Annotated in this window: 19 protein-coding genes; 17 read left to right on the top strand and 2 right to left on the bottom strand. The window is 75.3% G+C overall.

Going from position 1 to position 20,204, the window contains the following annotated elements; translation table 11 throughout:
- Nucleotides 1–39: 39 nt before the first annotated feature.
- Complete coding sequence (locus tag BLS21_RS23430; protein ID WP_091224175.1) at nt 40–672, bottom strand: hypothetical protein; 633 nt, start codon at nt 670–672, stop codon at nt 40–42.
- 96 nt (nt 673–768) lie between these two features.
- Between BLS21_RS23430 and BLS21_RS23435 the strand changes: the two genes are divergently transcribed.
- The 8 genes from BLS21_RS23435 to BLS21_RS23470 all read left to right on the top strand — a co-directional run bounded on the left by BLS21_RS23435 (nt 769) and on the right by BLS21_RS23470 (nt 7,903).
- Nucleotides 769–1,188, top strand: a complete 420-nt coding sequence (locus BLS21_RS23435) for a GlcG/HbpS family heme-binding protein (protein WP_091224177.1) — start codon at nt 769–771, stop codon at nt 1,186–1,188.
- Nucleotides 1,189–1,309: 121 nt separating this feature from the next.
- Nucleotides 1,310–2,425 (top strand): alanine dehydrogenase, encoded by a 1,116-nt coding sequence (gene ald, locus BLS21_RS23440; RefSeq protein ID WP_091224179.1) that lies wholly within the window; start codon nt 1,310–1,312, stop codon nt 2,423–2,425.
- A gap of 35 nt (nt 2,426–2,460) precedes the next feature.
- The gene (gene xerD, locus BLS21_RS23445) at nt 2,461–3,372 is read left to right on the top strand and encodes a site-specific tyrosine recombinase XerD (RefSeq protein WP_281241971.1); all 912 of its coding nucleotides are present in this window, start codon (nt 2,461–2,463) and stop codon (nt 3,370–3,372) included.
- A 214-nt stretch (nt 3,373–3,586) separates the two neighbouring features.
- Nucleotides 3,587–4,495 (top strand): ParA family protein, encoded by a 909-nt coding sequence (locus BLS21_RS23450; protein WP_091224183.1) that lies wholly within the window; start codon nt 3,587–3,589, stop codon nt 4,493–4,495.
- A gap of 73 nt (nt 4,496–4,568) precedes the next feature.
- Nucleotides 4,569–5,066, top strand: coding sequence for a hypothetical protein (locus BLS21_RS23455; protein WP_091224185.1), 498 nt, complete (start codon nt 4,569–4,571; stop codon nt 5,064–5,066).
- 48 nt (nt 5,067–5,114) lie between these two features.
- Entirely contained in the window at nt 5,115–5,921 is an 807-nt protein-coding gene (locus BLS21_RS23460) for a segregation and condensation protein A (RefSeq protein WP_091224187.1), read from the top strand.
- A 73-nt stretch (nt 5,922–5,994) separates the two neighbouring features.
- Entirely contained in the window at nt 5,995–6,816 is an 822-nt protein-coding gene (gene scpB, locus BLS21_RS23465; RefSeq protein ID WP_091224189.1) for an SMC-Scp complex subunit ScpB, read from the top strand.
- A 244-nt stretch (nt 6,817–7,060) separates the two neighbouring features.
- On the top strand, nt 7,061–7,903 hold the full coding sequence (locus BLS21_RS23470) for a pseudouridine synthase (protein WP_175479723.1): 843 nt from the start codon (nt 7,061–7,063) through the stop codon (nt 7,901–7,903).
- Here BLS21_RS23470 and BLS21_RS23475 read toward each other — a convergent pair.
- The gene (locus tag BLS21_RS23475) at nt 7,900–9,084 is read right to left on the bottom strand and encodes an ROK family transcriptional regulator (RefSeq protein ID WP_091224191.1); all 1,185 of its coding nucleotides are present in this window, start codon (nt 9,082–9,084) and stop codon (nt 7,900–7,902) included. The two genes, BLS21_RS23470 and BLS21_RS23475, sit on opposite strands and share 4 nt — an antisense overlap.
- A 67-nt stretch (nt 9,085–9,151) precedes the next feature.
- Here BLS21_RS23475 and xylA point away from each other — a divergent pair, with 67 nt between their 5' ends.
- The 9 genes from xylA to cydC all read left to right on the top strand — a co-directional run bounded on the left by xylA (nt 9,152) and on the right by cydC (nt 20,185).
- Nucleotides 9,152–10,342 (top strand): xylose isomerase, encoded by a 1,191-nt coding sequence (gene xylA / locus BLS21_RS23480; RefSeq protein WP_091224193.1) that lies wholly within the window; start codon nt 9,152–9,154, stop codon nt 10,340–10,342.
- Nucleotides 10,343–10,361: 19 nt separating this feature from the next.
- The gene (xylB, locus tag BLS21_RS23485; protein WP_091224195.1) at nt 10,362–11,783 is read left to right on the top strand and encodes a xylulokinase; all 1,422 of its coding nucleotides are present in this window, start codon (nt 10,362–10,364) and stop codon (nt 11,781–11,783) included.
- A 112-nt stretch (nt 11,784–11,895) separates the two neighbouring features.
- Nucleotides 11,896–12,258: a chorismate mutase gene (gene aroH / locus BLS21_RS23490; protein ID WP_091224197.1), complete on the top strand. Its 363-nt coding sequence runs from the start codon at nt 11,896–11,898 to the stop codon at nt 12,256–12,258.
- A complete protein-coding gene (cmk, locus tag BLS21_RS23495; RefSeq protein ID WP_091224199.1) occupies nt 12,255–12,944 on the top strand; it encodes a (d)CMP kinase in 690 nt (229 codons plus the stop codon). The genes aroH and cmk overlap by 4 nt, the downstream gene beginning before the upstream one ends.
- Nucleotides 12,941–14,278, top strand: coding sequence for a ribosome biogenesis GTPase Der (gene der / locus BLS21_RS23500; protein ID WP_091224201.1), 1,338 nt, complete (start codon nt 12,941–12,943; stop codon nt 14,276–14,278). The genes cmk and der overlap by 4 nt, the downstream gene beginning before the upstream one ends.
- Before the next feature lie 153 nt (nt 14,279–14,431).
- Entirely contained in the window at nt 14,432–15,856 is a 1,425-nt protein-coding gene (locus tag BLS21_RS23505) for a cytochrome ubiquinol oxidase subunit I (RefSeq protein WP_091224203.1), read from the top strand.
- Nucleotides 15,857–15,858: 2 nt separating this feature from the next.
- A complete protein-coding gene (cydB, locus tag BLS21_RS23510) occupies nt 15,859–16,893 on the top strand; it encodes a cytochrome d ubiquinol oxidase subunit II (RefSeq protein ID WP_091224205.1) in 1,035 nt (344 codons plus the stop codon).
- The gene (cydD, locus tag BLS21_RS23515) at nt 16,893–18,566 is read left to right on the top strand and encodes a thiol reductant ABC exporter subunit CydD (protein WP_091224207.1); all 1,674 of its coding nucleotides are present in this window, start codon (nt 16,893–16,895) and stop codon (nt 18,564–18,566) included. Before cydB ends, cydD begins: the two co-directional genes overlap by 1 nt.
- Entirely contained in the window at nt 18,563–20,185 is a 1,623-nt protein-coding gene (gene cydC / locus BLS21_RS23520) for a thiol reductant ABC exporter subunit CydC (RefSeq protein WP_091224209.1), read from the top strand. Before cydD ends, cydC begins: the two co-directional genes overlap by 4 nt.
- Nucleotides 20,186–20,204: the final 19 nt, after the last annotated feature.

Raw genomic sequence — 20,204 nt, forward strand, 5'->3', positions numbered from 1 at the left:
ACCTCCTGGTGTCCTCCCGGTCATCGGCAGTCCCAGGCGTCACCTCAACCCCAACCGGCGCTCGTCCCGCTCGAGGGTGTCCGCGGGCAGCCCCAGGCGGGCGAGCTCCACGGCGGCCAGCGCGCGGGTCGCGGCCGGGTCGCCGGCGCGCCACGCGTCGGCGGTGCCGGGCGGCAGGTCGGCGAGCCGGCCCAGCGGCGCGGTGGCCAGCGCCCGCGCCGCGAGCACCGCGGGGTCGGCGGTGGCCAGCCGCCGGGCCGCGCCGGCCGCCCGCACCCAGCTCAGCCGCCAGGACAGCCAGCGCAGCAGCAGCCAGCCCACCGGGAGGACGACGAGGACGACAGCGAGCACCGCGGCCAGCGTGCCCACGGCGTCCTGCGCGGCCTGCCCCGCGCCGCCGACCGACCCGCCGGCCGAGCCCAGGGCCTCGAACGGCGCGGCCAGCTCGTCGCCGACCACGGGGACGTCCTCGGCGGCCTGCGCGGCCGAGGACATGCTGCCGGCCACCGACGCGCCGAGGTCCTCGACGGCGCGGCCGGGCTCGGCCAGGGCCAGCACCGCGCCGTGCACCGTCCGGGCCAGCAGCACCCAGAGCACCAGCCAGGCCAGCAGCCCGACGTCGGCGGCCAGCTGGCGACCGCGCAGTGCGGGGGACGGGGCGTACAGGGGCACGGGCACTCCTCCTGCCGGACGGGGGACCCGACCACCTTCCGCCCCGGCCGCCCTCCCCGCAGGCGCAGACCCCGGGGGCGCTGGCAGGCTGACCCCGTGCTGACCTCCGACCAGGCCCTGGCCCTCCTCTCCGCCGCCCGGGAGGAGTGCGCCCGGGTCGGCGTGCCCATGTCCTTCGCCGTCATGGACGCCGGCGGCCACCTCGTGGCCCTGCTGCGCACCGACGGCGCACCGTGGATCTCCACCGACGTCGCCCAGGGCAAGGCCTGGACCGCGGCGGCCTACGGCATGCCCAGCGCCGGCCAGAAGGCCAAGATGGACAGCCTGCCGAACTTCTCCACCGCGCTGACCACGATGACCGGGGGCCGCTTCACGCCGCAGCCGGGCGCCGTCCCGGTCTACGCCGACGGGCAGCTGGTCGGGGCGCTCGGCGCCAGCGGCGGCACCGGACAGCAGGACGAGGACGTCTGCAGCGCCGCCGTCACCGCCTGCGGGTTCGCCACCACCGCGGGGTGATCCCCAGGGGTCCTCCACCTGCTTAGACTCCGCGCGAGGCGCGCCCCGATCGGGTGGGCCCACGACGCGGTGCGGCGCCCGTCACCCTCGGGACGTCCCACCGGGACCAGGAGAGCGGACGATGCGGGTCGGGGTTCCCCGAGAGGTCAAGAACCGGGAGTACCGGGTGGCGCTCACCCCTGCGGGGGTGACCGAGCTGGTGCGGGCCGGGCACACGGTGCTCGTCGAGCGGGGCGCGGGGGAGGGCTCGTCCATCCCGGACGGCGACTACACCGGCGCCGGGGCGACGATCGTGGCCGACGCCGACGACGTCTGGGCCGACGCCGACCTGCTGCTCAAGGTCAAGGAGCCGGTCGCCGAGGAGTACTCCCGGCTCCGCGCCGGGCAGACGCTGTTCACCTACCTGCACCTGGCGGCGTCCAAGGAGTGCACCGACGCGCTGGTCACCTCCGGCACCACCGCGATCGCCTACGAGACGGTGCAGACCGCCGGCGGCGCGCTGCCGCTGCTGGCCCCGATGTCGGAGGTCGCCGGGCGGATGGCGCCGCAGGTCGGCGCGCACAGCCTGGAGCGCGCGCACGGCGGCCGCGGCGTGCTGCTCGGCGGCGTCTCCGGCGTCTACGCGGCCAAGGTGGTCGTCATCGGCGCCGGGGTGTCGGGCATGAACGCCGCCGCGATCGCCCTGGGCATGCAGGCCGAGGTCGTCGTCCTGGACCGGGACATCGACAAGCTGCGCGCCGCCGACCGCATCTACCAGGGGCACCTGCAGACGGTGGCCTCCAACGCCTACGAGGTCGAGCGGGCCGTCCTCGACGCCGACCTGGTCGTCGGGGCGGTGCTGGTGCCCGGCGCGAAGGCGCCCACCCTGGTCAGCAACGAGCTGGTGTCGCGGATGAAGCCCGGGTCGGTGCTCGTGGACATCGCCGTCGACCAGGGCGGCTGCTTCGAAGACACCCGCCCCACCACGCACGACGACCCGACGTTCCGCGTGCACGACTCGGTCTTCTACTGCGTGGCCAACATGCCCGGCGCGGTGCCCAACACCTCGACGCACGCGCTGACCAACGTGACGCTGCCCTACGTCATGGCGCTGGCCAACGAGGGCACCGCGGCCGCCGTCCACTCGGACCCGGCGCTGGCGCACGGCGTCAACGTCGTCTCCGGGCAGGTGGTGCTGCCCGAGGTCGCCGAGGCGCACGGGATGACCGCCGTCCCCCTCGAGGAGGTGCTCCGCTGACGGCCACCGCCACGAGGTCCCCGGTCGAGCGGGTGGTGGCCGGCTACCTCGACCACCTCACCGTCGAGCGCGGGCTGTCGGCCAACACCGTCTCGGCCTACCGCCGCGACCTGCGCCGCTACACCGAGTTCCTCGACGCCGCCGGCGTGCGCGGGCTCGGTGAGGTGGCCGAGTCCGACGTCGCCGGGTTCCTCGCCGCTCTCCGGCAGGGGGACGACGACCACCCGCCGCTGTCGGCCACGTCGGCGGCGCGCGCGGTGGTCGCCGTCCGGGGGCTGCACCGGTTCGCGCTGCTCGACGGGCTGGTGCCCGACGACGTCGCCCACGAGGTGCGCCCGCCGGCGCCCGCGCGGCGGCTGCCCAAGGCGATCCCGGTCGAGTCGGTGGTCGCGCTGATCGAGGCCGCCGCCGCGCTGGAGGGGCCGCGTGGGCTGCGCGACCGGGCGCTGCTCGAGCTGCTGTACGGCACCGGGGCCCGGATCTCCGAGGCGGTCGGGCTGGCCGTCGACGACCTCGACCGCGGCCAGTCGGTGGTGCGGCTGGCCGGCAAGGGCGGCAAGCAGCGGATCGTGCCGGTGGGGTCCTACGCGCTCGCGGCGGTCGAGGACTACCTGGTGCGCGCCCGTCCGGCGCTGGCCGCGGCCGGCCGCACCGGCGTGCGCGGCGGCGCGCTCTTCCTCAACGCGCGGGGCGGCACGCTGTCGCGGCAGAGCGCCTGGGCCATCCTGCGGACGGCGGCGGAGCGGGCCGGCCTCACGGCGGAGGTGTCGCCGCACACGCTGCGGCACTCCTTCGCCACCCACCTGCTCGACGGCGGCGCCGACGTCCGCGTCGTCCAGGAGCTGCTCGGCCACGCCTCGGTGACCACCACGCAGGTCTACACCCTCGTCACCGTCGACCGGCTGCGCGAGGTGTACGCCAGCAGCCACCCGCGGGCGTTCACCTGACAGATGCCCGGGGACTTCCTCGGCGTCTTCTGCCAGCGGTTTCGGCCGGACGCGACGTCTGTGTTGGCATGGGTCGCCAAGTCGACACGACGTGCGGCGTGCCTCCTCGGTCGTTCGTGTCTATCTCCTTACCGTCGGTACATCCCGCGCGGCAGAACGGCTGACCGCACCCGGCGAGAGCCGGAACGGGCACGAGGTGGAGGACACGACAGCGATGGCGATCCGAGGGGACGCGGCCGGCCAGGCCTTCGCGCTCCCGACCGACCCCGAGCCCGAGATGGGTGCCGCGGCCCCGCGGCTGGACCCGGCCCGCGCGCGCATGCGCCGGCTGCCGGACCCCAAGCCCCTGACGCAGCACGGCCCCGCGCGGATCATCGCGATGTGCAACCAGAAGGGCGGCGTCGGCAAGACGACGTCGACCATCAACCTGGGTGCCGCGCTGGTCGAGTACGGCCGCAAGGTGCTGCTCATCGACCTCGACCCGCAGGGTGCGCTGTCGGTGGGCCTCGGCGTCCCGGCGCAGAACCTCGACCGGACGGTCTACAACGCGCTCATGGAGCGGCGCACCTCGCTCAAGGACGTGCGGGTGTCCACCGACATCCCCGGCCTGGACCTGGTGCCCAGCAACATCGACCTGTCGGCCGCCGAGGTGCAGCTGGTCAGCGAGGTGGCGCGCGAGCAGACGCTGCTGCGGGTGCTGGCCGACGTCCGCGACGAGTACGACTACATCCTCATCGACTGCCAGCCCTCGCTGGGCCTGCTGACGGTCAACGCGCTGACCGCCGCGCAGGGCGTGGTCATCCCGCTGGAGTGCGAGTTCTTCTCGCTGCGCGGCGTGGCCCTGCTGGTCGACACCATCGAGAAGGTCAAGGAGCGGCTCAACCCCGAGCTGGAAATCTCCGGGATCCTCGCCACGATGTACGACGCGCGCACCGTGCACTGCCGCGAGGTGTTCAGCCGGGTGGTCGAGGCCTTCGGCGACACGGTGTTCCAGACCGTCATCCAGCGGACCGTGCGCTTCCCGGAGACCACGGTCGCCGGTCAGCCGATCACCACCTGGGCGCCGACGTCCTCGGGCGCGTCGGCCTACCGCGACCTGGCCAAGGAGGTCCTGGCACTGTGAGCGAGCTCGCGAGCTCACCGATGAGCACAGCGCGCCGCGGCACGCAGGCGCCGAGCGCCGGCGAGGTGGCGGCGTGACGCGCCGTCCGACCCTGCCGGGCGCGGCGGAGCTGTTCCGCCGCACCGACGCCGCCCCGGCGCCGGAGGTCACCGAGCTGCCCAGCATCAGTGCCACGGTGAGCTCGCCGGCGCTGCGCGGCGGGGCCGCCCGCCGGGGCGGGGACCCGGCCGAGCCGGCTGCACCGGCCACGCCGCTGACGTTGGTCCCCGGTGGTGCCGACGACGCCGACCCTCTGGCGTCCTTCCGCCAGCCCGCGCCGACCGTGACGCCGGTCCGGCCCACCCGCGGCAAGGCGCAGCGCAGCGAGCGCGTCAAGCACGACGAGAAGATCACCGTCTACATCTCCGCCGAGGAGCTGCTGGCGCTGGAGAGCGCCCGGCTGACGTTGCGCGGCCAGCACGGGGTGGCCGCGGACCGGGGTCGGATCGTCCGCGAGGCGATCAGCGTGCTGCTGGCCGACCTCGCCGAGCGCGGCGAGGACTCGGTCCTGGTCCAGCGGCTGAAGAAGTAGAGGACCGCGGTGTCCGGCACCGTCGGTGACCGCTCCTAAGCTGAACGTGTGACAGCGACGAGCGCGCCGGAGGTCGGCGGTGGGCGGTTCACCGTCCGGCTGACGAACTTCGAGGGCCCGTTCGACCTGCTGCTCCAGCTGATCGGCAAGCACAAGCTCGACATCACCGAGATCGCCCTGTCGCAGGTGACCGACGAGTTCATCGCGCACCTGAACGCGCTCGGCGACGAGCTCGACCTCGACCAGGCCAGCGAGTTCCTCGTCGTCGCCGCCACCCTGCTCGACCTCAAGGCCGCCCGGCTGCTGCCGGCCGCCGAGGTGGAGGACGACGAGGACCTCGAGCTGCTCGAGGCCCGCGACCTGCTCTTCGCCCGGCTGCTGCAGTACCGCGCCTACAAGCAGGCCGCCGCCTTCCTGCGCGAGCGGGAGGCCGACGCCGTCCGCCGGTACCCCCGCGACGTCGCGCTCGAGCCCCGCTTCGCCGACCTGCTGCCCGAGGTCCTGCTCGGCGTCACCCCCGAGCAGTTCGCGGCGCTGGCCACCAGGGCGCTGACCCCGAAGGTGCCGCCGACGGTCGGCGTCTCGCACCTGCACGCACCTCCGGTGAGCGTCTCCGAGCAGCTCCTGCTGGTGCGCAACCAGCTCCTCGAGGCCGGGACGGCGAGCTTCCGGGCGCTGACCGCCGACTGCGAGCACACCCTCGAGGTGGTGGCCCGGTTCCTCGCCCTGCTGGAGCTCTACCGCCAGCAGCGGGTGGTGTTCGAGCAGCTCACCCCGCTCGGTGAGCTGCACGTGCGCTGGGTCGGCGGCGCGGACGCCGGGCCCGACCTCCTCGTCGACGGGGAGTACGCGTGACCGAGCCCGCGAGGTCACGCAGGAGCACAGCACCGCTCGGCACGTGGCCGACGAGCGTCAGCGAGGAGGGCACGTGACGGAGGACCGCCCGCCAATCTCGTGGGACGCGCTGGCCGCCGAGCTGGCCGCCACCCGTGAGGAGGCCGAGCAGCGCGACGGCGCCGACCCCGCCACGTGGGACGCCGTCGCCGCGGAGCTGGCCGCCCGGGTCGCCGAGCGGCCGGCACCCGTGGCCGAGCCCGCCCCGGTCGAGGAACCGGCGCCCCTGGCCCCGCCTGTCGCCGCCGTCCCGCCGCGCGAGCCGGAACACGGACCGGAGCCCGAGGACGCGCCGGAGCCCGACCTCGACCCGGCCGCGCTGCGCGGTGGGCTGGAGGCGCTGCTCTTCGTCGTCGACACCCCGGTCGACGAGGTCACGCTGGCCGGCGCGCTGCGCTGCCCCGTGCCGCGGGTGCGGACCCTGCTGGCCGAGCTCGCCGAGGACTACGACCGCCGCGGCGCCGGCATCACGCTGCGCCGGGTGGGCGAGGGCTGGCGGCTCTACACCCGCGAGGAGCACGCCGGCGTCGTCGAGCGCTACCTCGTCGACGGGCAGCGCAGCCGGCTCACCCAGGCGGCGCTGGAGACCCTCGCGGTCATCGCCTACCGCCAGCCGGTGACCCGCGCGCGGGTGTCGGCGATCCGCGGCGTCGGTGTGGACGGCGTCATGCGCACGCTCATCTCCCGCGGCCTGGTGTCCGAGGTCGGCACCGACCCCGACAGCGGCGGCGGGCTGTACGCGACCACCCCGCTGTTCCTCGAGCGGCTGGGCCTGGAGAGCCTCGACGAGCTGCCCGAGCTGGGGCCGCTGCTGCCCGACCCGTCGGCCGTGCTGGACGAGCACCCCGACGCCTGAGGCAGTCCGGCGCCCATTGCGGGCGTTGCTCGTGGGTTGCCGGCGCTGCAGGACCGGCGATCCACGAGGAACTCCGGCGATCCGGGCACTCTCGCGCGGCCCCCCGCGTCCTCGCGCTGCTGCAACCGCGCGCGAGCAGCAGGAGCGGCGCGGGAGTCGGGCTCAGCGGCCCGGCGCGGCGACCCTGCGGGGCGACGTCCGCCCATCCGGGGACGACGGGACGCCGGGTGGGAGACTGGAGCGGATGGACACCGCCCCGCACGACGACACCACCTCCGGCCCCGGCGAGGGCTGGTCGGAGGACATGGAACTCGCCCCCGTCCACCCCGGTGACCGCGGCCGCGCCCGCAGCGACGCCGCGGCGGAGGGGGAGCGGCTGCAGAAGGTCCTGGCCCGCGCCGGGGTCGGCTCGCGCCGGGTCGTGGAGAACATGGTCGACCAGGGCCGGATCAGCGTGAACGGCACGACGGTCACCGTGCAGGGCATGCGGGTCGACCCGGAGCGGGACAAGATCGCCGTCGACGGCGTCCGCATCGAGCTGCGCGACGACCGGGTCACGTACGCGCTGAACAAGCCCGCCGGCGTCATCACGGCGATGAGCGACGACCGCAACCGCCCGACCGTCGGCGACATGGTCGGCGACCTCGCGCCCGGCCTGGTGCACGTCGGCCGGCTGGACCAGGACACCGAGGGCCTGCTGCTGGTCACCAACGACGGCGAGCTGGCCCACCGGCTGGCGCACCCCTCGTACGAGGTCAAGAAGACCTACCTGGCGCAGGTGTCCGGCTCGATCCCGCGCGACCTGGCCCGCCGGCTGCGCAGCGGCGTGGAGCTCGAGGACGGCCCGGTGAAGGTCGACTCCTTCCGCGTCGTCGACACCCACGCCGGGCAGTCGGTCGTCGAGGTGGTGCTGCACGAGGGGCGCAAGCACATCGTGCGGCGGCTGCTGGCGCACGTCGGGCTGCCGGTGTCCCGGCTGACCCGCACCGCCGTCGGACCGGTCAAGCTCGAGCGCATGCGCAGCGGGTCGATCCGCCGGCTCACCCGCGCCGAGGTCGGCGCCCTCGAGGAGGCCGTGGGTCTCTAGGGGACCCAGCGCACCGGGTCGTCGAGCACGCCGTCCAGCGCCCGCAGCGCCGCACCGGTCGCGCCCGCGGCCGGCGTACCGGGAACGGCCTCGACCACCGGACGGCGCCACCGCGCCGAGAGCACCCGCCGGCCCAGCAGCTCCTCCAGCCGCGGGCGCAGCGGCTCGGCCAGCGCGGCCAGGTGCCCCCCGAGGACGACGGCCGGCAGGTCGAGCACGTTGAGCACGCCGGCCAGCGCCACGCCGAGCGCGCCGGCCGCGGCGTCGAGTGCGCGCTGCACGTCGGCGTCCCCGGCGCGGGCGACGACCTCCGCCGGCGGCGTGCCCCGCGGCAGCCCGGCGGCGGCGAGCAGCGCGTGCCGCCCGGCGTACTGCTCCAGGCAGCCGGTCGAGCCGCAACGGCACGTCGGCCCGTCGGGGTCCACGCAGACGTGCCCCACCTCGCCGGCCCAGCCGGCGCTGCCGGTCAGCACCCGCCCGCCGAGGACGGCGGCGCCGCCGATGCCGATCTGCCCGGAGACGTAGAGGAAGTCGCGCAGCGGGCCAGGCCGCCCGGGGGCGGCCTCGGCCACGGTGCGCGCGGCCAGGTCGGCCTCGTTGCCCAGCACCGGACGCAGCCCGCCGGGCAGGTGCGCGGCCAGCAGGTCGACGGCGGGGACGTCGGACCAGCCGAGGTTCGGCGCGCGCAGCAGCACCTCGCCGTCCACCAGTCCGGGCAGCGCCAGCCCGGCCCCCGCCAGCCGCAGCTCCCCGGCGGGACCGTCCAGCAGCGCCGTGGTCAGCCCGCCCAGCCGGGCCAGCGTGCGCGCCGGGTCGCTGCCCACCAGGTCGGCGTCCTCCACGTGCTCGGCGACGGCCCGGCCGCGCAGGTCGAGCACCCGCGCGGCCAGCAGCCCGGCGTCGACCTGCAGACCCAGCGCGCCGATCCGGGCGCCCGGCAGCAGCGGGGTCGCGGGGCGGCCGCGCCGTGGGGGCGCCAGCCGCTCGCCCTCGTCGAGCAGCCCGCCGGCGACGAGCTCGTCGACCAGGCGGGCGGCGGTCGCCCGCGTCGTCCCGGTGCGGGCGGCGACGTCAGCACGGGACAGCGGCCCATCCGCGGCACACACGGTGCGCAGCACGAGGGCGAGGTTGGAGCTGCGCAGCGTCGACTGCCGCGCCCCGGTCTGCTCCGTCGTCCGCACCCCTTGAGGTTAGCCGCCCGACTGCTTTATGTTCTACGGCAGAACAAATCCGATCGAGGGAGATGGCATGAGCTCGCTGCAGCCCACCAAGGACGACCGGTTCACCTTCGGCCTCTGGACGGTCGGCTGGCCGGCCCGCGACCCGTTCGGCGACGCCACCCGCCCCGCCGTGGACGTGGTGGAGAGCGTGCACCGGCTGGCCGAGCTCGGCGCCTACGGCGTCACCTTCCACGACGACGACGTGATCCCCTTCGGCAGCGACACCGCCGCGCGGGACAGGCACATCAAGCGCTTCCGCGCCGCTGTGGACGAGACCGGCCTGGTCGTGCCGATGGTGACGACCAACCTGTTCACCCACCCGGTGTTCAAGGAGGGTGGGCTCACCGCCAACGACCGCGAGGTCCGCCGCTTCGCGATGCGCAAGGTCATGCGCAACATGGACCTGGCCGCGGAGCTGGGCGCGCAGACCTACGTGCTGTGGGGCGGCCGCGAGGGCACCGAGGTCGACATCGCCAAGGACCTGATCGCCGCGCTGGACCGCTACGCCGAGGCCATCGACACCCTCGCGGCCTACTCCGAGGCCCGCGGCTACGGCCTGCGCTTCGCCCTGGAGCCCAAGCCCAACGAGCCGCGCGGCGACATCTTCCTGCCCACCATCGGGCACGCCATCGCCTTCATCGACAAGCTCGAGCACGCCCACCTGGTCGGGATCAACCCCGAGGTCGGCCACGAGCAGATGTCGAACCTGAACTACACCCACGGCATCGCCGAGGCGATCTGGCTGGGCAAGCTCTTCCACATCGACCTCAACGGCCAGCACGGGCCCAAGTTCGACCAGGACCTGGTGTTCGGCCACGGCGACCTGCTGCAGGCGTTCAGCACCGTGGACCTGCTGGAGAACGGCGGCCCGCAGGGCGGCCGCGCCTACGACGGTCCCCGGCACTTCGACTACAAGCCGATGCGCACGGAGGACATGGACGGCGTCTGGCGGTCGGCTGCGGCCAACATGCGGACCTACCTGCTGCTCAAGGAGCGGGCCGCGGCCTTCCGCGCCGACCCGGAGGTGCAGGAGGCGCTGGCTGCCGCGCGGGTGCCCGAGCTGCGCCGACCGACGCTGGCCGAGGGTGAGACGTTCGAGGACCTGCTGGCCGACCGCTCGGCGTTCGAGGACTTCGACGCCGAGACCGTCGCGCAGCGCGGTGCCGGCGTGGTCCGCCTCGACCAGCTGATGCTCGAGCACGTGCTCGGCGCCCGCTGAGTCCGGTAGGCACTCCGTCATGACGCTGGTGGCCGGGGTCGACTCGTCGACCCAGTCGTGCAAGGTCGTGGTCCGGGACGCCGAGACGGGCGCCCTCGTGCGGGAGGGCCGGGCGCCGCACCCCGACGGCACGGAGGTCGACCCGGCCGCCTGGCGGACCGCGCTGCAGGCGGCGATCGAGGGGGCCGGCGGCCTCGGCGACGTCGCCGCCGTCGCGGTCGGCGGGCAGCAGCACGGGATGGTCTGCCTCGACGAGGACGGCGCGGTGGTCCGCCCGGCGCTGCTGTGGAACGACACCCGCTCGGCCGGTGCCGCGCGGGAGCTCACCGCGGAGCTGGGCGGCGGGCAGGCGTGGGCCGACGCCGTCGGCCTGGTGCCGGTCGCGTCGTTCACGGTCACCAAGCTGCGCTGGCTGGCGCAGCACGAGCCGGGGAACGCCGCGCGCACGGCGGCGGTGTGCCTGCCGCACGACTGGCTGACCTGGGAGCTGGCGGGGGCGCCCGGCGTGGACGCCCTCGTCACCGACCGCGGGGACGCCAGCGGCACCGGCTACTGGTCGCCCCTCACCGGCGAGTACCGCCTCGACCTGCTCGAGCGGGCCTTCGGCCGCACCCCCGTCGTCCCGCGCGTGCTCGGCCCGGCCGAGCCGGCCGGCACGGTCGCCGCCGGTGACCTGGTCGCCGACGGGGGAGCGGTGCTCGGGCCGGGCACGGGGGACAACGCCGCCGCGGCCCTCGGCCTGGCCGCCGAGCCCGGCGACGTGGTCGTCTCCGTCGGCACCTCGGGGGTGGTCTCCATCGTCTCGACCACGCCGATGACCGACCCGACCGGCACCGTCGCCGGGTTCGCCGACGCCACCGGGTACTTCCTCCCGCTGGTCACCACCCTGAACGCCGCCCGGGTGCTGGACGCGACGGCCCGGCTGCTCGGGGTCGACCACGCGGAGCTGTCCCGGCTGGCGCTGTCCGCGCCGCCCGGGGCCGGCGGCCTGGTGCTCGTGCCCTACCTGGAGGGTGAGCGGACACCGAACAAGCCCCACGCCACGGGGGCGCTGCACGGCCTCACCCTGGCCACCGCCGAGCCGGCGCACCTGGCCCGGGCCGCCGTCGAGGGCCTGCTGTGCGGGCTCGCCGACGGGCTCGCGGCCGTGGCCGCCGGGGGGACGCCGGTGCGGCGGGTGTTCCTCGTCGGCGGCGGCGCCCGCTCCGAGGCGGTCCGCCGGATCGCCCCCGCCGTCCTCGGGGTGCCGGTGCTGGTCCCGCCGCCGGGGGAGTACGTGGCCGACGGCGCGGCCCGGCAGGCCGCCTGGGTGCTCGCCGGCAGCGACACTCCGCCGGTCTGGCCGAGCGCCGCCACCGAGGTCCACGAGGCCGACCCCGTGCCCGCCGTCCGCGAGCGCTACGCCGAGGTCCGCGACCTCACCGCCGAGCGGCTCGGCTGACGCCGACGTCCTCGACCGACCCGGGACGGCGGAGGACGGTCCGGAGGGGGTACCTAGACTCGACCGAGGGGCACGGCGACCCGTCGCCCCGCACCGATCGAGGAGAGTGGTAGTGGCCGTCCGAGCCATCCGGGGCGCGACGCAGGTGGACGCCGACGAGCGGGAGCTGGTCCTCGACGCGACCCGCGAGCTGGTCACCGCGGTCATGGAGCGCAACCAGCTGCAGCACGACGACGTCATCAGCATCCTGTTCACCGCCACCCCCGACCTCGTCTCGGAGTTCCCGGCGCTGGCCGCCCGCGAGCTCGGCTTCGGTGACGTGCCGCTGATGTGCGCCACCGAGATCGGCGTGCCGCACGCGCTGCCGCGGGTGCTGCGGCTGATGGCCCACGTGGAGACCGACCGGCCGCGCGCCGAGGTGCAGCACGTGTACCTGCGCGGGGCCGTGGCGCTGCGGCGGGACATCGCCCAGTGAGCGCGGACTTCACCGGCCAGGTCGCGCTGGACGGGCCGTCGGGGACGGGCAAGTCGAGCGTCGCGCGCGCGGTCGCCGCGCGGCTGGGCGCGGCCTACCTGGACACCGGCGCGATGTACCGCGCCGCCACCGTCGCCGTCCTCGACGCCGGCGTGGACCCGGAGGACGCCGAGGCCGTGGCCGCCGCCGTCGCCGCGGCCGCGGTCGAGGTCGGGACGGCGGCCGACACCGAGCTGGTGCAGGTCGACGGCGTGGACGTCGCCGTGCGCATCCGCGGCCCGGAGGTCACCCGCGCGGTGTCGGCGGTCTCGGCGGTGCCCGCGGTGCGCCGCCGGCTGGTCGACCAGCAGCGTGCGCTGGTGGCGGCGGCCGACGCGGTCGTCGTCGAGGGCCGCGACATCGGCACCGTCGTCCTGCCCGACGCGACCCTGAAGGTCTACCTGACCGCCGCGCCCGAGGCCCGCGCCCAGCGACGGGCCGCCCAGCTCGGCCTCACCACGCCCGACGAGATCGCCGAGCTCGCCGCCGACCTGCGCCGCCGCGACGAGTACGACAGCAGCCGCGCCGACAGCCCGCTGCGCCCGGCCGAGGACGCCGTCGTCGTCGACAGCACGCACCTGGACCGCGAGGGCGTCGTCGACCGGGTGGTGGAGCTCGCGCTCTCGACGGTGGGGGTCGCGCGATGACCGAGCAGACCGGTCCGCTGCCGGTCGTCGCGATCGTCGGCCGGCCGAACGTCGGCAAGTCCACGCTGGTCAACCGGTTCCTGGGCCGCCGCGCCGCCGTCGTGCAGGACACCCCGGGCGTCACCCGCGACCGCATCGCCTACGAGGCGCTGTGGAACGGCAAGCGCTTCACCGTCGTCGACACCGGCGGCTGGGACCCCAAGGCCAGCGGGCTGGGCGCGTCGATCACCCGCCAGGCCGAGTACGCGATGAAGACCGCCGACGTCATCGTCTTCGTCGTCGACAGCCAGGTGGGCGCCACCGACACCGACCTGGCCGCCGCGCGGATCCTGCGCCGCAGCGACCGGCCGGTGGTCCTGGTGGCCAACAAGGTCGACGACGAGCGCAGCGAGGCAGGCGCCGCGGAGCTGTGGTCGCTCGGCCTGGGCGAGCCCCAGCCGGTCAGCGCCCTGCACGGCCGGGCCAGCGGCGACCTGCTCGACCTCGTGCTCGACGCGCTGCCCGAGGCCCCGCGGGAGCAGGAGGAGGAGGAGGGCCCGCGCCGGGTGGCGCTGGTCGGCCGCCCCAACGTCGGCAAGTCCAGCCTGCTCAACCGGCTGGCGCGCGACGAGCGCTCGGTCGTGGACTCGGTCGCCGGCACCACCGTCGACCCGGTCGACTCGATCGTCACCCTCGGCGGCGAGGAGTGGCGGTTCGTCGACACCGCGGGCCTGCGCCGCAAGGTCAACACCGCCAGCGGCATGGAGTACTACGCCAGCCTGCGCACCGAGGCCGCCATCCAGGCCGCCGAGGTCGCCGTCGTCCTGCTGGCCGCCGACGAGGTGGTCAGCGAGCAGGACCAGCGGGTCATCACCCAGGTGATCGAGGCCGGCCGCGCGCTGGTCATCGCCTTCAACAAGTGGGACGTCCTCGACGAGGACCGCCGCCTGCAGCTGGAGCGGGAGGTCGAGCGCGACCTGGCCCGGGTGAGGTGGGCGTCGCGGGTGAACGTCTCGGCGAAGACCGGCCGCGGCGTGGACAAGCTCGCCCAGCACCTGCGCCAGGCGCTGGACTCCTGGGAGACCCGGGTGCCGACGGCGGAGCTGAACACCTACGTCCGCGCGCTGGTGCAGGAGACCCCGCCACCGGCCCGTGGTGGCCGCGCCCCGAAGATCAAGTACGTCACGCAGGCCGACGTCCGCCCGCCGCGGTTCGTCGTCTTCTCCACCGGGTTCCTCGAGGCCGGCTACCGGCGGTTCCTGGAGCGCAAGCTGCGCGAGCGCTTCGGCTTCCACGGGACGCCCATCGAGATCTCGGTCCGGGTCCGCGAGGGCCGCGAGCGGCCGCGCGGCTGACCAGCGGCCGGGCGGGCTCCGCCCGGCCGGAGCCGGGCGCCCGCTGGGGGTGCCACGCGGCCGGTCGCGTGCGAGTCTGTGGCCCCGGTCGCCGGTGCCGAGGCGTCAGCCCCGCGCCTCCCCCCTTCCCGGTCCCGGACCGAGGTGGTGCGCGTGGACGTCGTGGAGCTCTCGCGGTTCCAGTTCGCCTCGACCAGCATCTTCCACTTCTTCTTCGTCTCGCTCACCGTGGGGCTGGCGTTCCTGATCGCGGTGATGGAGACGATCGCCTTCGTCCGCGAGGACCGGCGCGAGCTCTACGGGAAGATGACGAACTTCTTCGGTCACCTCTTCCTCATCAACTTCGCCGTGGGCGTGGTCACCGGGATCGTCCAGGAGTTCCAGTTCGGGATGAACTGGAGCGAGTACTCCGACTTCGTCGGCAACATCTTCGGCGTCCCGCTGGCGCTCGAGGTGCTGATGGCGTTCTTCCTCGAGAGCACCTTCATCGGGCTGTGGTGGTTCGGCAAGGACCGGCTCAAGCCGTGGATGCGGCTGGCCAGCATCTGGCTGGTCGCGATCGGCACGCAGATCAGCGCGTTCTGGATCGTGCTGGCCAACGCCTGGATGCACCACCCGGTCGGCTACGAGGTGGTCGACGGCCAGGCGCGGCTCACCTCCTTCTCCGAGGTCGTCTTCAACTACAAGGCCTGGCTCTACTTCGCGCACGTGCAGGGCAGCGCCTGGGTCGTCGCCGCCTTCTTCGTGCTCGGCATCAGCGCCTTCCACCTGCTGCGCCGGCAGGACACCGACGTCTACTCCCGGTCGCTGCGGCTCGGGCTGGTCTTCGCCGCCATCGGCACCGTGTTCTCGATCGTCAGCGGGCACACCGAGGCCCAGGTCGCGCGCGAGGACCAGCCGATGAAGTTCGCGGCCATGGAGGCCCAGTGGGAGACCTCCGACTCGCCGGCCCCGTGGTCGCTGGTGGCGGTCATCGACCAGGAGGGGCAGCAGAACACGTTCAACGTGGAGATCCCGTTCGTCGGGTCGGTGCTGGCCTACAACAGCCTGGAGGGCCGCTACGAGGGGCTCATCCCGCTCAACGAGGAGTACCAGGAGCTCTACGGCGAGGGCGACTACATCCCGCCGGTCGCGTGGGTGTACTGGTCCTTCCGGATCATGGTGGCCATCGGCTCGCTGCTGCTGGCGACGGCGTTCCTGGGGTTGTTCCTCTGGTGGCGGCGACGGCAGCGACTGGACACCACCCGCTGGTTCCTGCGGGCGCTGGTGCTGTTCATCCCGCTGCCCTGGATCGCCAACTTCACCGGCTGGATGGTCACCGAGATGGGCCGCCAGCCGTTCATGGTCTACGGCCTGCTCACCGTCCAGGAGGGGGTGAGCCCCAACTCCGCCGGCGAGGTGCTCGCGGGGCTGATCGGGCTGTGGGCGGTGTACCTGGCGCTCATCGGGCTGGACGTCTACCTGCTGACGGTGACCGCGCGGGCCGGCATCCACCGCAAGCCCGAGGCCCAGCTGGTCGCCGCCCCGGCGCCGGACTACGAGGGCGTCGGGTTCCAGGGGTACGAGAAGAGGGACTGACGGTGGACCTGGTCACGCTGTGGTTCTGGCTCATCGCGCTGGCCTTCACCCTCTACTTCTTCCTGGAGGGCTTCGACTTCGGCGTCGACATCCTGCGGCCGACGCTGGCGCGGACCGAGGCGGAGGAGCGGGCGCTCACCGGCACCATCGGGCCGTTCTGGGACGGCAACGAGGTCTGGGTGATCGCCGCGGCCGGGCTGATGTTCTCGACCTTCCCGGTCTGGTACGGCGCGGTGTTCAGCGGCATGTACCCGCTTTTCGTGCTCATCCTGCTGGCCCTGCTGCTGCGCGGGGTCTCCTTCGAGTACCGCAACCAGGTCGACAGCGAGCGGTGGCGCTCCTTCTGGGACTGGATGTCCTTCGGCGGCAGCGTCGTCCCGTCGTTCCTGTGGGGCGTGATCATGGCCAAGATCATCGAGGGGCTGCCGGTGAACGCCGAGGGGCGGGTGCAGGGCGGCTTCGCCGAGATGTTCACGCCGTTCTCGATCGTCGGCGGCGTCACCACGCTGCTGCTGTTCATGCTCCACGGCGCCAACTTCCTGCTGCTGCGCCTGCACAAGGACACCGTCCTCTACGACCGGGCGCGCACGGCGGCGCTGCGGTGGGGAGCGCTGGCGACGGTGGCGATCGTGGCGTTCGTCGTCATGGGCTACGTGACCGAGGACCTGTTCGAGGACTTCGGGTTCGCGTCCTGGGTGTTCCCGGTCGCGGCCTTCCTGACGCTGGCCAGCATCTGGCTGGCGCTGTCGCGCCGCCGGGACACCCTGGCGTTCACCATGAGCGGCCTGACCGTCCTGTTCGCCACCGTCACGGTGTTCATCGCGCTGTTCACCCGGGGCGAGGTGCTGCCCTCGACGCTCGACCCGGGCTTCGGCCTCACGCTGCAGGAGACGGCCAGCCAGCACTACACGCTGGTGCTGATGACGTGGGTCGGCGGGATCTTCCTGCCGCTGATCATCGGCTACCAGACCTGGAACTACTACGTCTTCCGGGAGCGGGTCCGCCCCGACGAGGGCGCCCTCACCCACGGGTACTGATGGCTCGCGGCCCCGCAGCCCGCCTGCTGAGCCTGCCCGCCCCCCGGCGGCTGGCGGTCGTCTGCGGGGTGCTCGGGCTGCTGACCTGGGCGCTGCTGGTCGTGCAGTGGGCGCTGGTCGCGGCCTTCGTGACGGCGGTCGTCGAGGACGGCCGGACACCCGGCACCCTGGCCGGGCTGCTGGCCGGGGTCCTGGCGGCCTGGGGCGCCCGCGCCGCCGTGGCCGGCGTGCGCGACCGGGCGGCGGCCCGGACCTCCGCTCGGGTGCGGCGGACGCTGCGGGCCACGCTGCTGCGCAGGCTGCCCGTCCTCGGCCCCGCCGCCGTGGCCGGCGAGCGGGCGGGCGAGCTGGTCACCACGGTCACCGAGGGCGTCGGCAGGCTCGACGGCGTGGTCGGGCGGCTGCTGCCCGGCGCCGTGACCGCGGCCGTCGTCCCGCCGCTGGTGGCCGCGACGGTGCTGGTGCTCGACCCGGCCGCCGGCGCCCTCCTGCTCCTGACCGGCCCGCTGGTGCTGCTGTTCCTGTGGCTGACCGGCACCCTGGCCGCCCGCGCGTCGCGGGCGCAGTGGGAGACGCTGGCCCGGCTCGGCGCCGCGCTGGTCGACACGCTGCGGGTGCTGCCCACGCTGGTGGCCTACGGCCGCGCGCGGGGCAGCGCCCGCTGGCTCGCCGACGTCAGCGAGGCCCACCGGCGGAGCACGCTGCGGCTGCTGCGGACGGCGTTCCTCAACGGCTTCGTGCTGGAGTTCGGCGCGGTGCTGTGCACGGCCCTGGTCGCGGTCACCGTCGGCGTGCGGCTGTTCGAGGGCGAGCTGACCCTGCAGCGCGCCCTGCTCGTGCTGCTCCTGACGCCGGAGTTCTTCGCGCCGCTGCGCGCCCTGGGGGCCGACCGGCACGCCGGCCTCGAGGGGGCGCCGGCCGCCGAGCGGGTGTTCGCGCTGCTGGACGCGCCCGCGCCCCACCGCGGCACCCGGCCGGCGCCGGCGGGGGTGCCCCACGTCGAGCTGCGCGGGGTCACCCTGCGGTACGGCGAGCGGGCCGCCCTCGACGGCGTCCACCTCGACCTGCCGCCGCTGTCCCGGACCGCGCTCGTCGGGCCGAGCGGTGCGGGCAAGAGCAGCCTGGTCCGGCTGCTGCTCGGCTTCGCCGTCCCCGACGAGGGCAGCGTGCTGGTGGGCGGCGTCCGCCTGGCCGAGATCGACCCCGACAGCTGGCGGGCCCGGGTCGCCTACGTGCCCGAGCGCCCGTGGCTGCTGCCGGGCAGCGTCGCGGACAACGTGCGGCTCGGGCGGCCCGGCGCTCCCGACGCCGACGTCGAGGAGGCGCTGGCCCGGGCGGGGCTGCTCGACGTCGTCCGCCGGCTGCCGGAGGGCGTGAGGACACCGCTGGGCGAGGACGCCGCCCGGCTCTCCGGCGGGGAGCGGGTGCGGTTGGCGCTGGCCCGCGCGTTCGTCCGGGACGCGGCGCTGCTCGTGCTCGACGAGCCCACCGGCCAGCTCGACGAGGCCACCGAGGCCGCGGTGCTGGCCGCCCTCGACGAGCTCGCGGCCGGGCGCACCGTCGTCACCGTCACGCACCGGACCGCGCCGCTGGCACTGCACGACCGGGTCGTGGTGATCGAGGACGGCGCGGTGGTCGACGGCGGAGTCCGCGGTGCGGCGGTGCCGCGATGAGGGAGGTCCTCGCGCTGGCCGGGGGCCCGCGGGCGGCGCTCGCCGTCGTCCTGGGGGCGCTGACCGTGCTGTCCGGCGCGGCGCTGCTGGCCACGTCGGGGGCGCTGATCACCGGCGCGGCGCAGCGGCCCTCGACGCTGCTGGTCCTCATGCCGCTCATCACCGGGGTGCGCCTGTTCGGCGTCGCCCGGGCCGCGCTGCGCTACGCCGAGCGGCTGGTCACCCACGACGTCAGCCTGCGGGTGGTCGCGCGGGTGCGCGGCCGGCTGCTCGAGCGGCTGACACCCCTCGCGCCGGCCGCGCTCACCGGCGCCCGGGGCGGCGAGCTGCTGTCCCGGGTGCGCACGGACGTCGACGAGCTGCAGGGCGTCGTCGCGCGGCTGCTGGTGCCCGCGGGGGTCGCCGTGCTCGCCGGCGGGGCGGCGGTGGGGCTGACCGCGCTGGTGTCACCGGCCACGGCCGGCGTCCTGGCCGTCCTCCTGCTGGTGCTGGGGGTGGCCGTCCCGGCCGCCGCGGCCCGCGCCGGACGGCGGGCGGCGGTGGCCGCGGCGCTGGCCGACGCCGACGTCGCGGCCGACACGCTGGACCTGGTCCGCGGCCTGCCCGACCACCTCAGCGGCGACGGCGGGGCCACGGCCCTGCGCGCGCTGGACGAGGCCCTCCTGCGGCAGGAGGAGGCCGAACGGGCCAGGGCGCGGCTCACCGCGGTGACGACCGCGTGCCGGGAGGGCGTGCCGGGCCTGGGGCTCGTGGCGGCGCTCTGGCTGGTCGGGGCCGACGTCGCCGCGGGGACGACCGGCCCGCTGCTCCTCGCGGCCTGCGCACTCGGGGTGCTCGGGGCCTTCGAGGCGGTGGGCGGGCTCGGTGCGGCGTGGAGCGCCGCGGGCGGGGTGCGGGCCGCCGCCGAGCGGGTGCGGGCCCTGGGCGCGCTGCGTCCCGCGGTGACCGACCCGGAGGCGCCGCGGCCGCTGCCCGCCGGGTCCGGGCTGCGCCTCGAGGGCGTCGGCCTGCGCTACCCCGGCGCCGCGGAGGCCGCGGTCGCGGGCCTCGACCTCGCCGTGCCGGACGGCGCCAAGGTGGCGCTGACCGGGCGCAGCGGCGCGGGCAAGAGCAGCGTCCTCGCCCTCGCCCTGCGCGCGCGGGACCCCGACACCGGGCGGGTCACCCTGGGCGGCACCGACCTGCGCGACCTGGCCCTCGACGGCGTCCGGTCCCGGCTGGCCTGGTCGGCCCAGGCACCCCAGGTGCTCGGCGGCACCCTGGCCGGCAACCTCCGCCTCGGCCGGCACGACGCTCCCGACGAGGAGCTGACCGCCGTCCTGGCCGACGTCGGGCTGGCCGGCCTGCTCGCGGACCCCGGGCTGCACGGCTGGCTGGGGGAGGCGGGGGAGCGGCTGTCGGCCGGCGAGCGCGCCCGCGTCTCGCTCGCCCGGGCGCTGCTCAGCCGGGCCGACGTGCTGCTGCTGGACGAGCCGACCGCGCACCTCGACACCGCGCTGTCGGCCCGCGTCCTGGACCGGCTCGCCCGCGACCCCCGCACCGTCCTGCTGGTGACGCACGACACGGCCGCGCTGGACGCCCGGTGGCGGGTGGTCGACCTCGACGCCCCGCACCGATGAGTCCGGCCGTCGACGGCGG

Origin of the sequence: Geodermatophilus siccatus (assembly GCF_900103785.1) — a bacterium.
GTDB lineage: Bacteria > Actinomycetota > Actinomycetes > Mycobacteriales > Geodermatophilaceae > Geodermatophilus > Geodermatophilus siccatus.

Excerpts from the sequence above, each read along its gene's own strand:
- cydC (WP_091224209.1), top strand. The coding sequence starts at position 18,563 with ATGAGGGAGGTCCTCGCGCTGGCCGGGGGCCCGCGGGCGGCGCTCGCC.
- BLS21_RS23450 (WP_091224183.1), top strand. The coding sequence starts at position 3,587 with ATGGCGATCCGAGGGGACGCGGCCGGCCAGGCCTTCGCGCTCCCGACC.
- xylB (WP_091224195.1), top strand. The coding sequence starts at position 10,362 with ATGACGCTGGTGGCCGGGGTCGACTCGTCGACCCAGTCGTGCAAGGTC.
- cydD (WP_091224207.1), top strand. The coding sequence starts at position 16,893 with ATGGCTCGCGGCCCCGCAGCCCGCCTGCTGAGCCTGCCCGCCCCCCGG.
- BLS21_RS23470 (WP_175479723.1), top strand. The coding sequence starts at position 7,061 with ATGGACACCGCCCCGCACGACGACACCACCTCCGGCCCCGGCGAGGGC.
- xylA (WP_091224193.1), top strand. The coding sequence starts at position 9,152 with ATGAGCTCGCTGCAGCCCACCAAGGACGACCGGTTCACCTTCGGCCTC.
- der (WP_091224201.1), top strand. The coding sequence starts at position 12,941 with ATGACCGAGCAGACCGGTCCGCTGCCGGTCGTCGCGATCGTCGGCCGG.
- ald (WP_091224179.1), top strand. The coding sequence starts at position 1,310 with ATGCGGGTCGGGGTTCCCCGAGAGGTCAAGAACCGGGAGTACCGGGTG.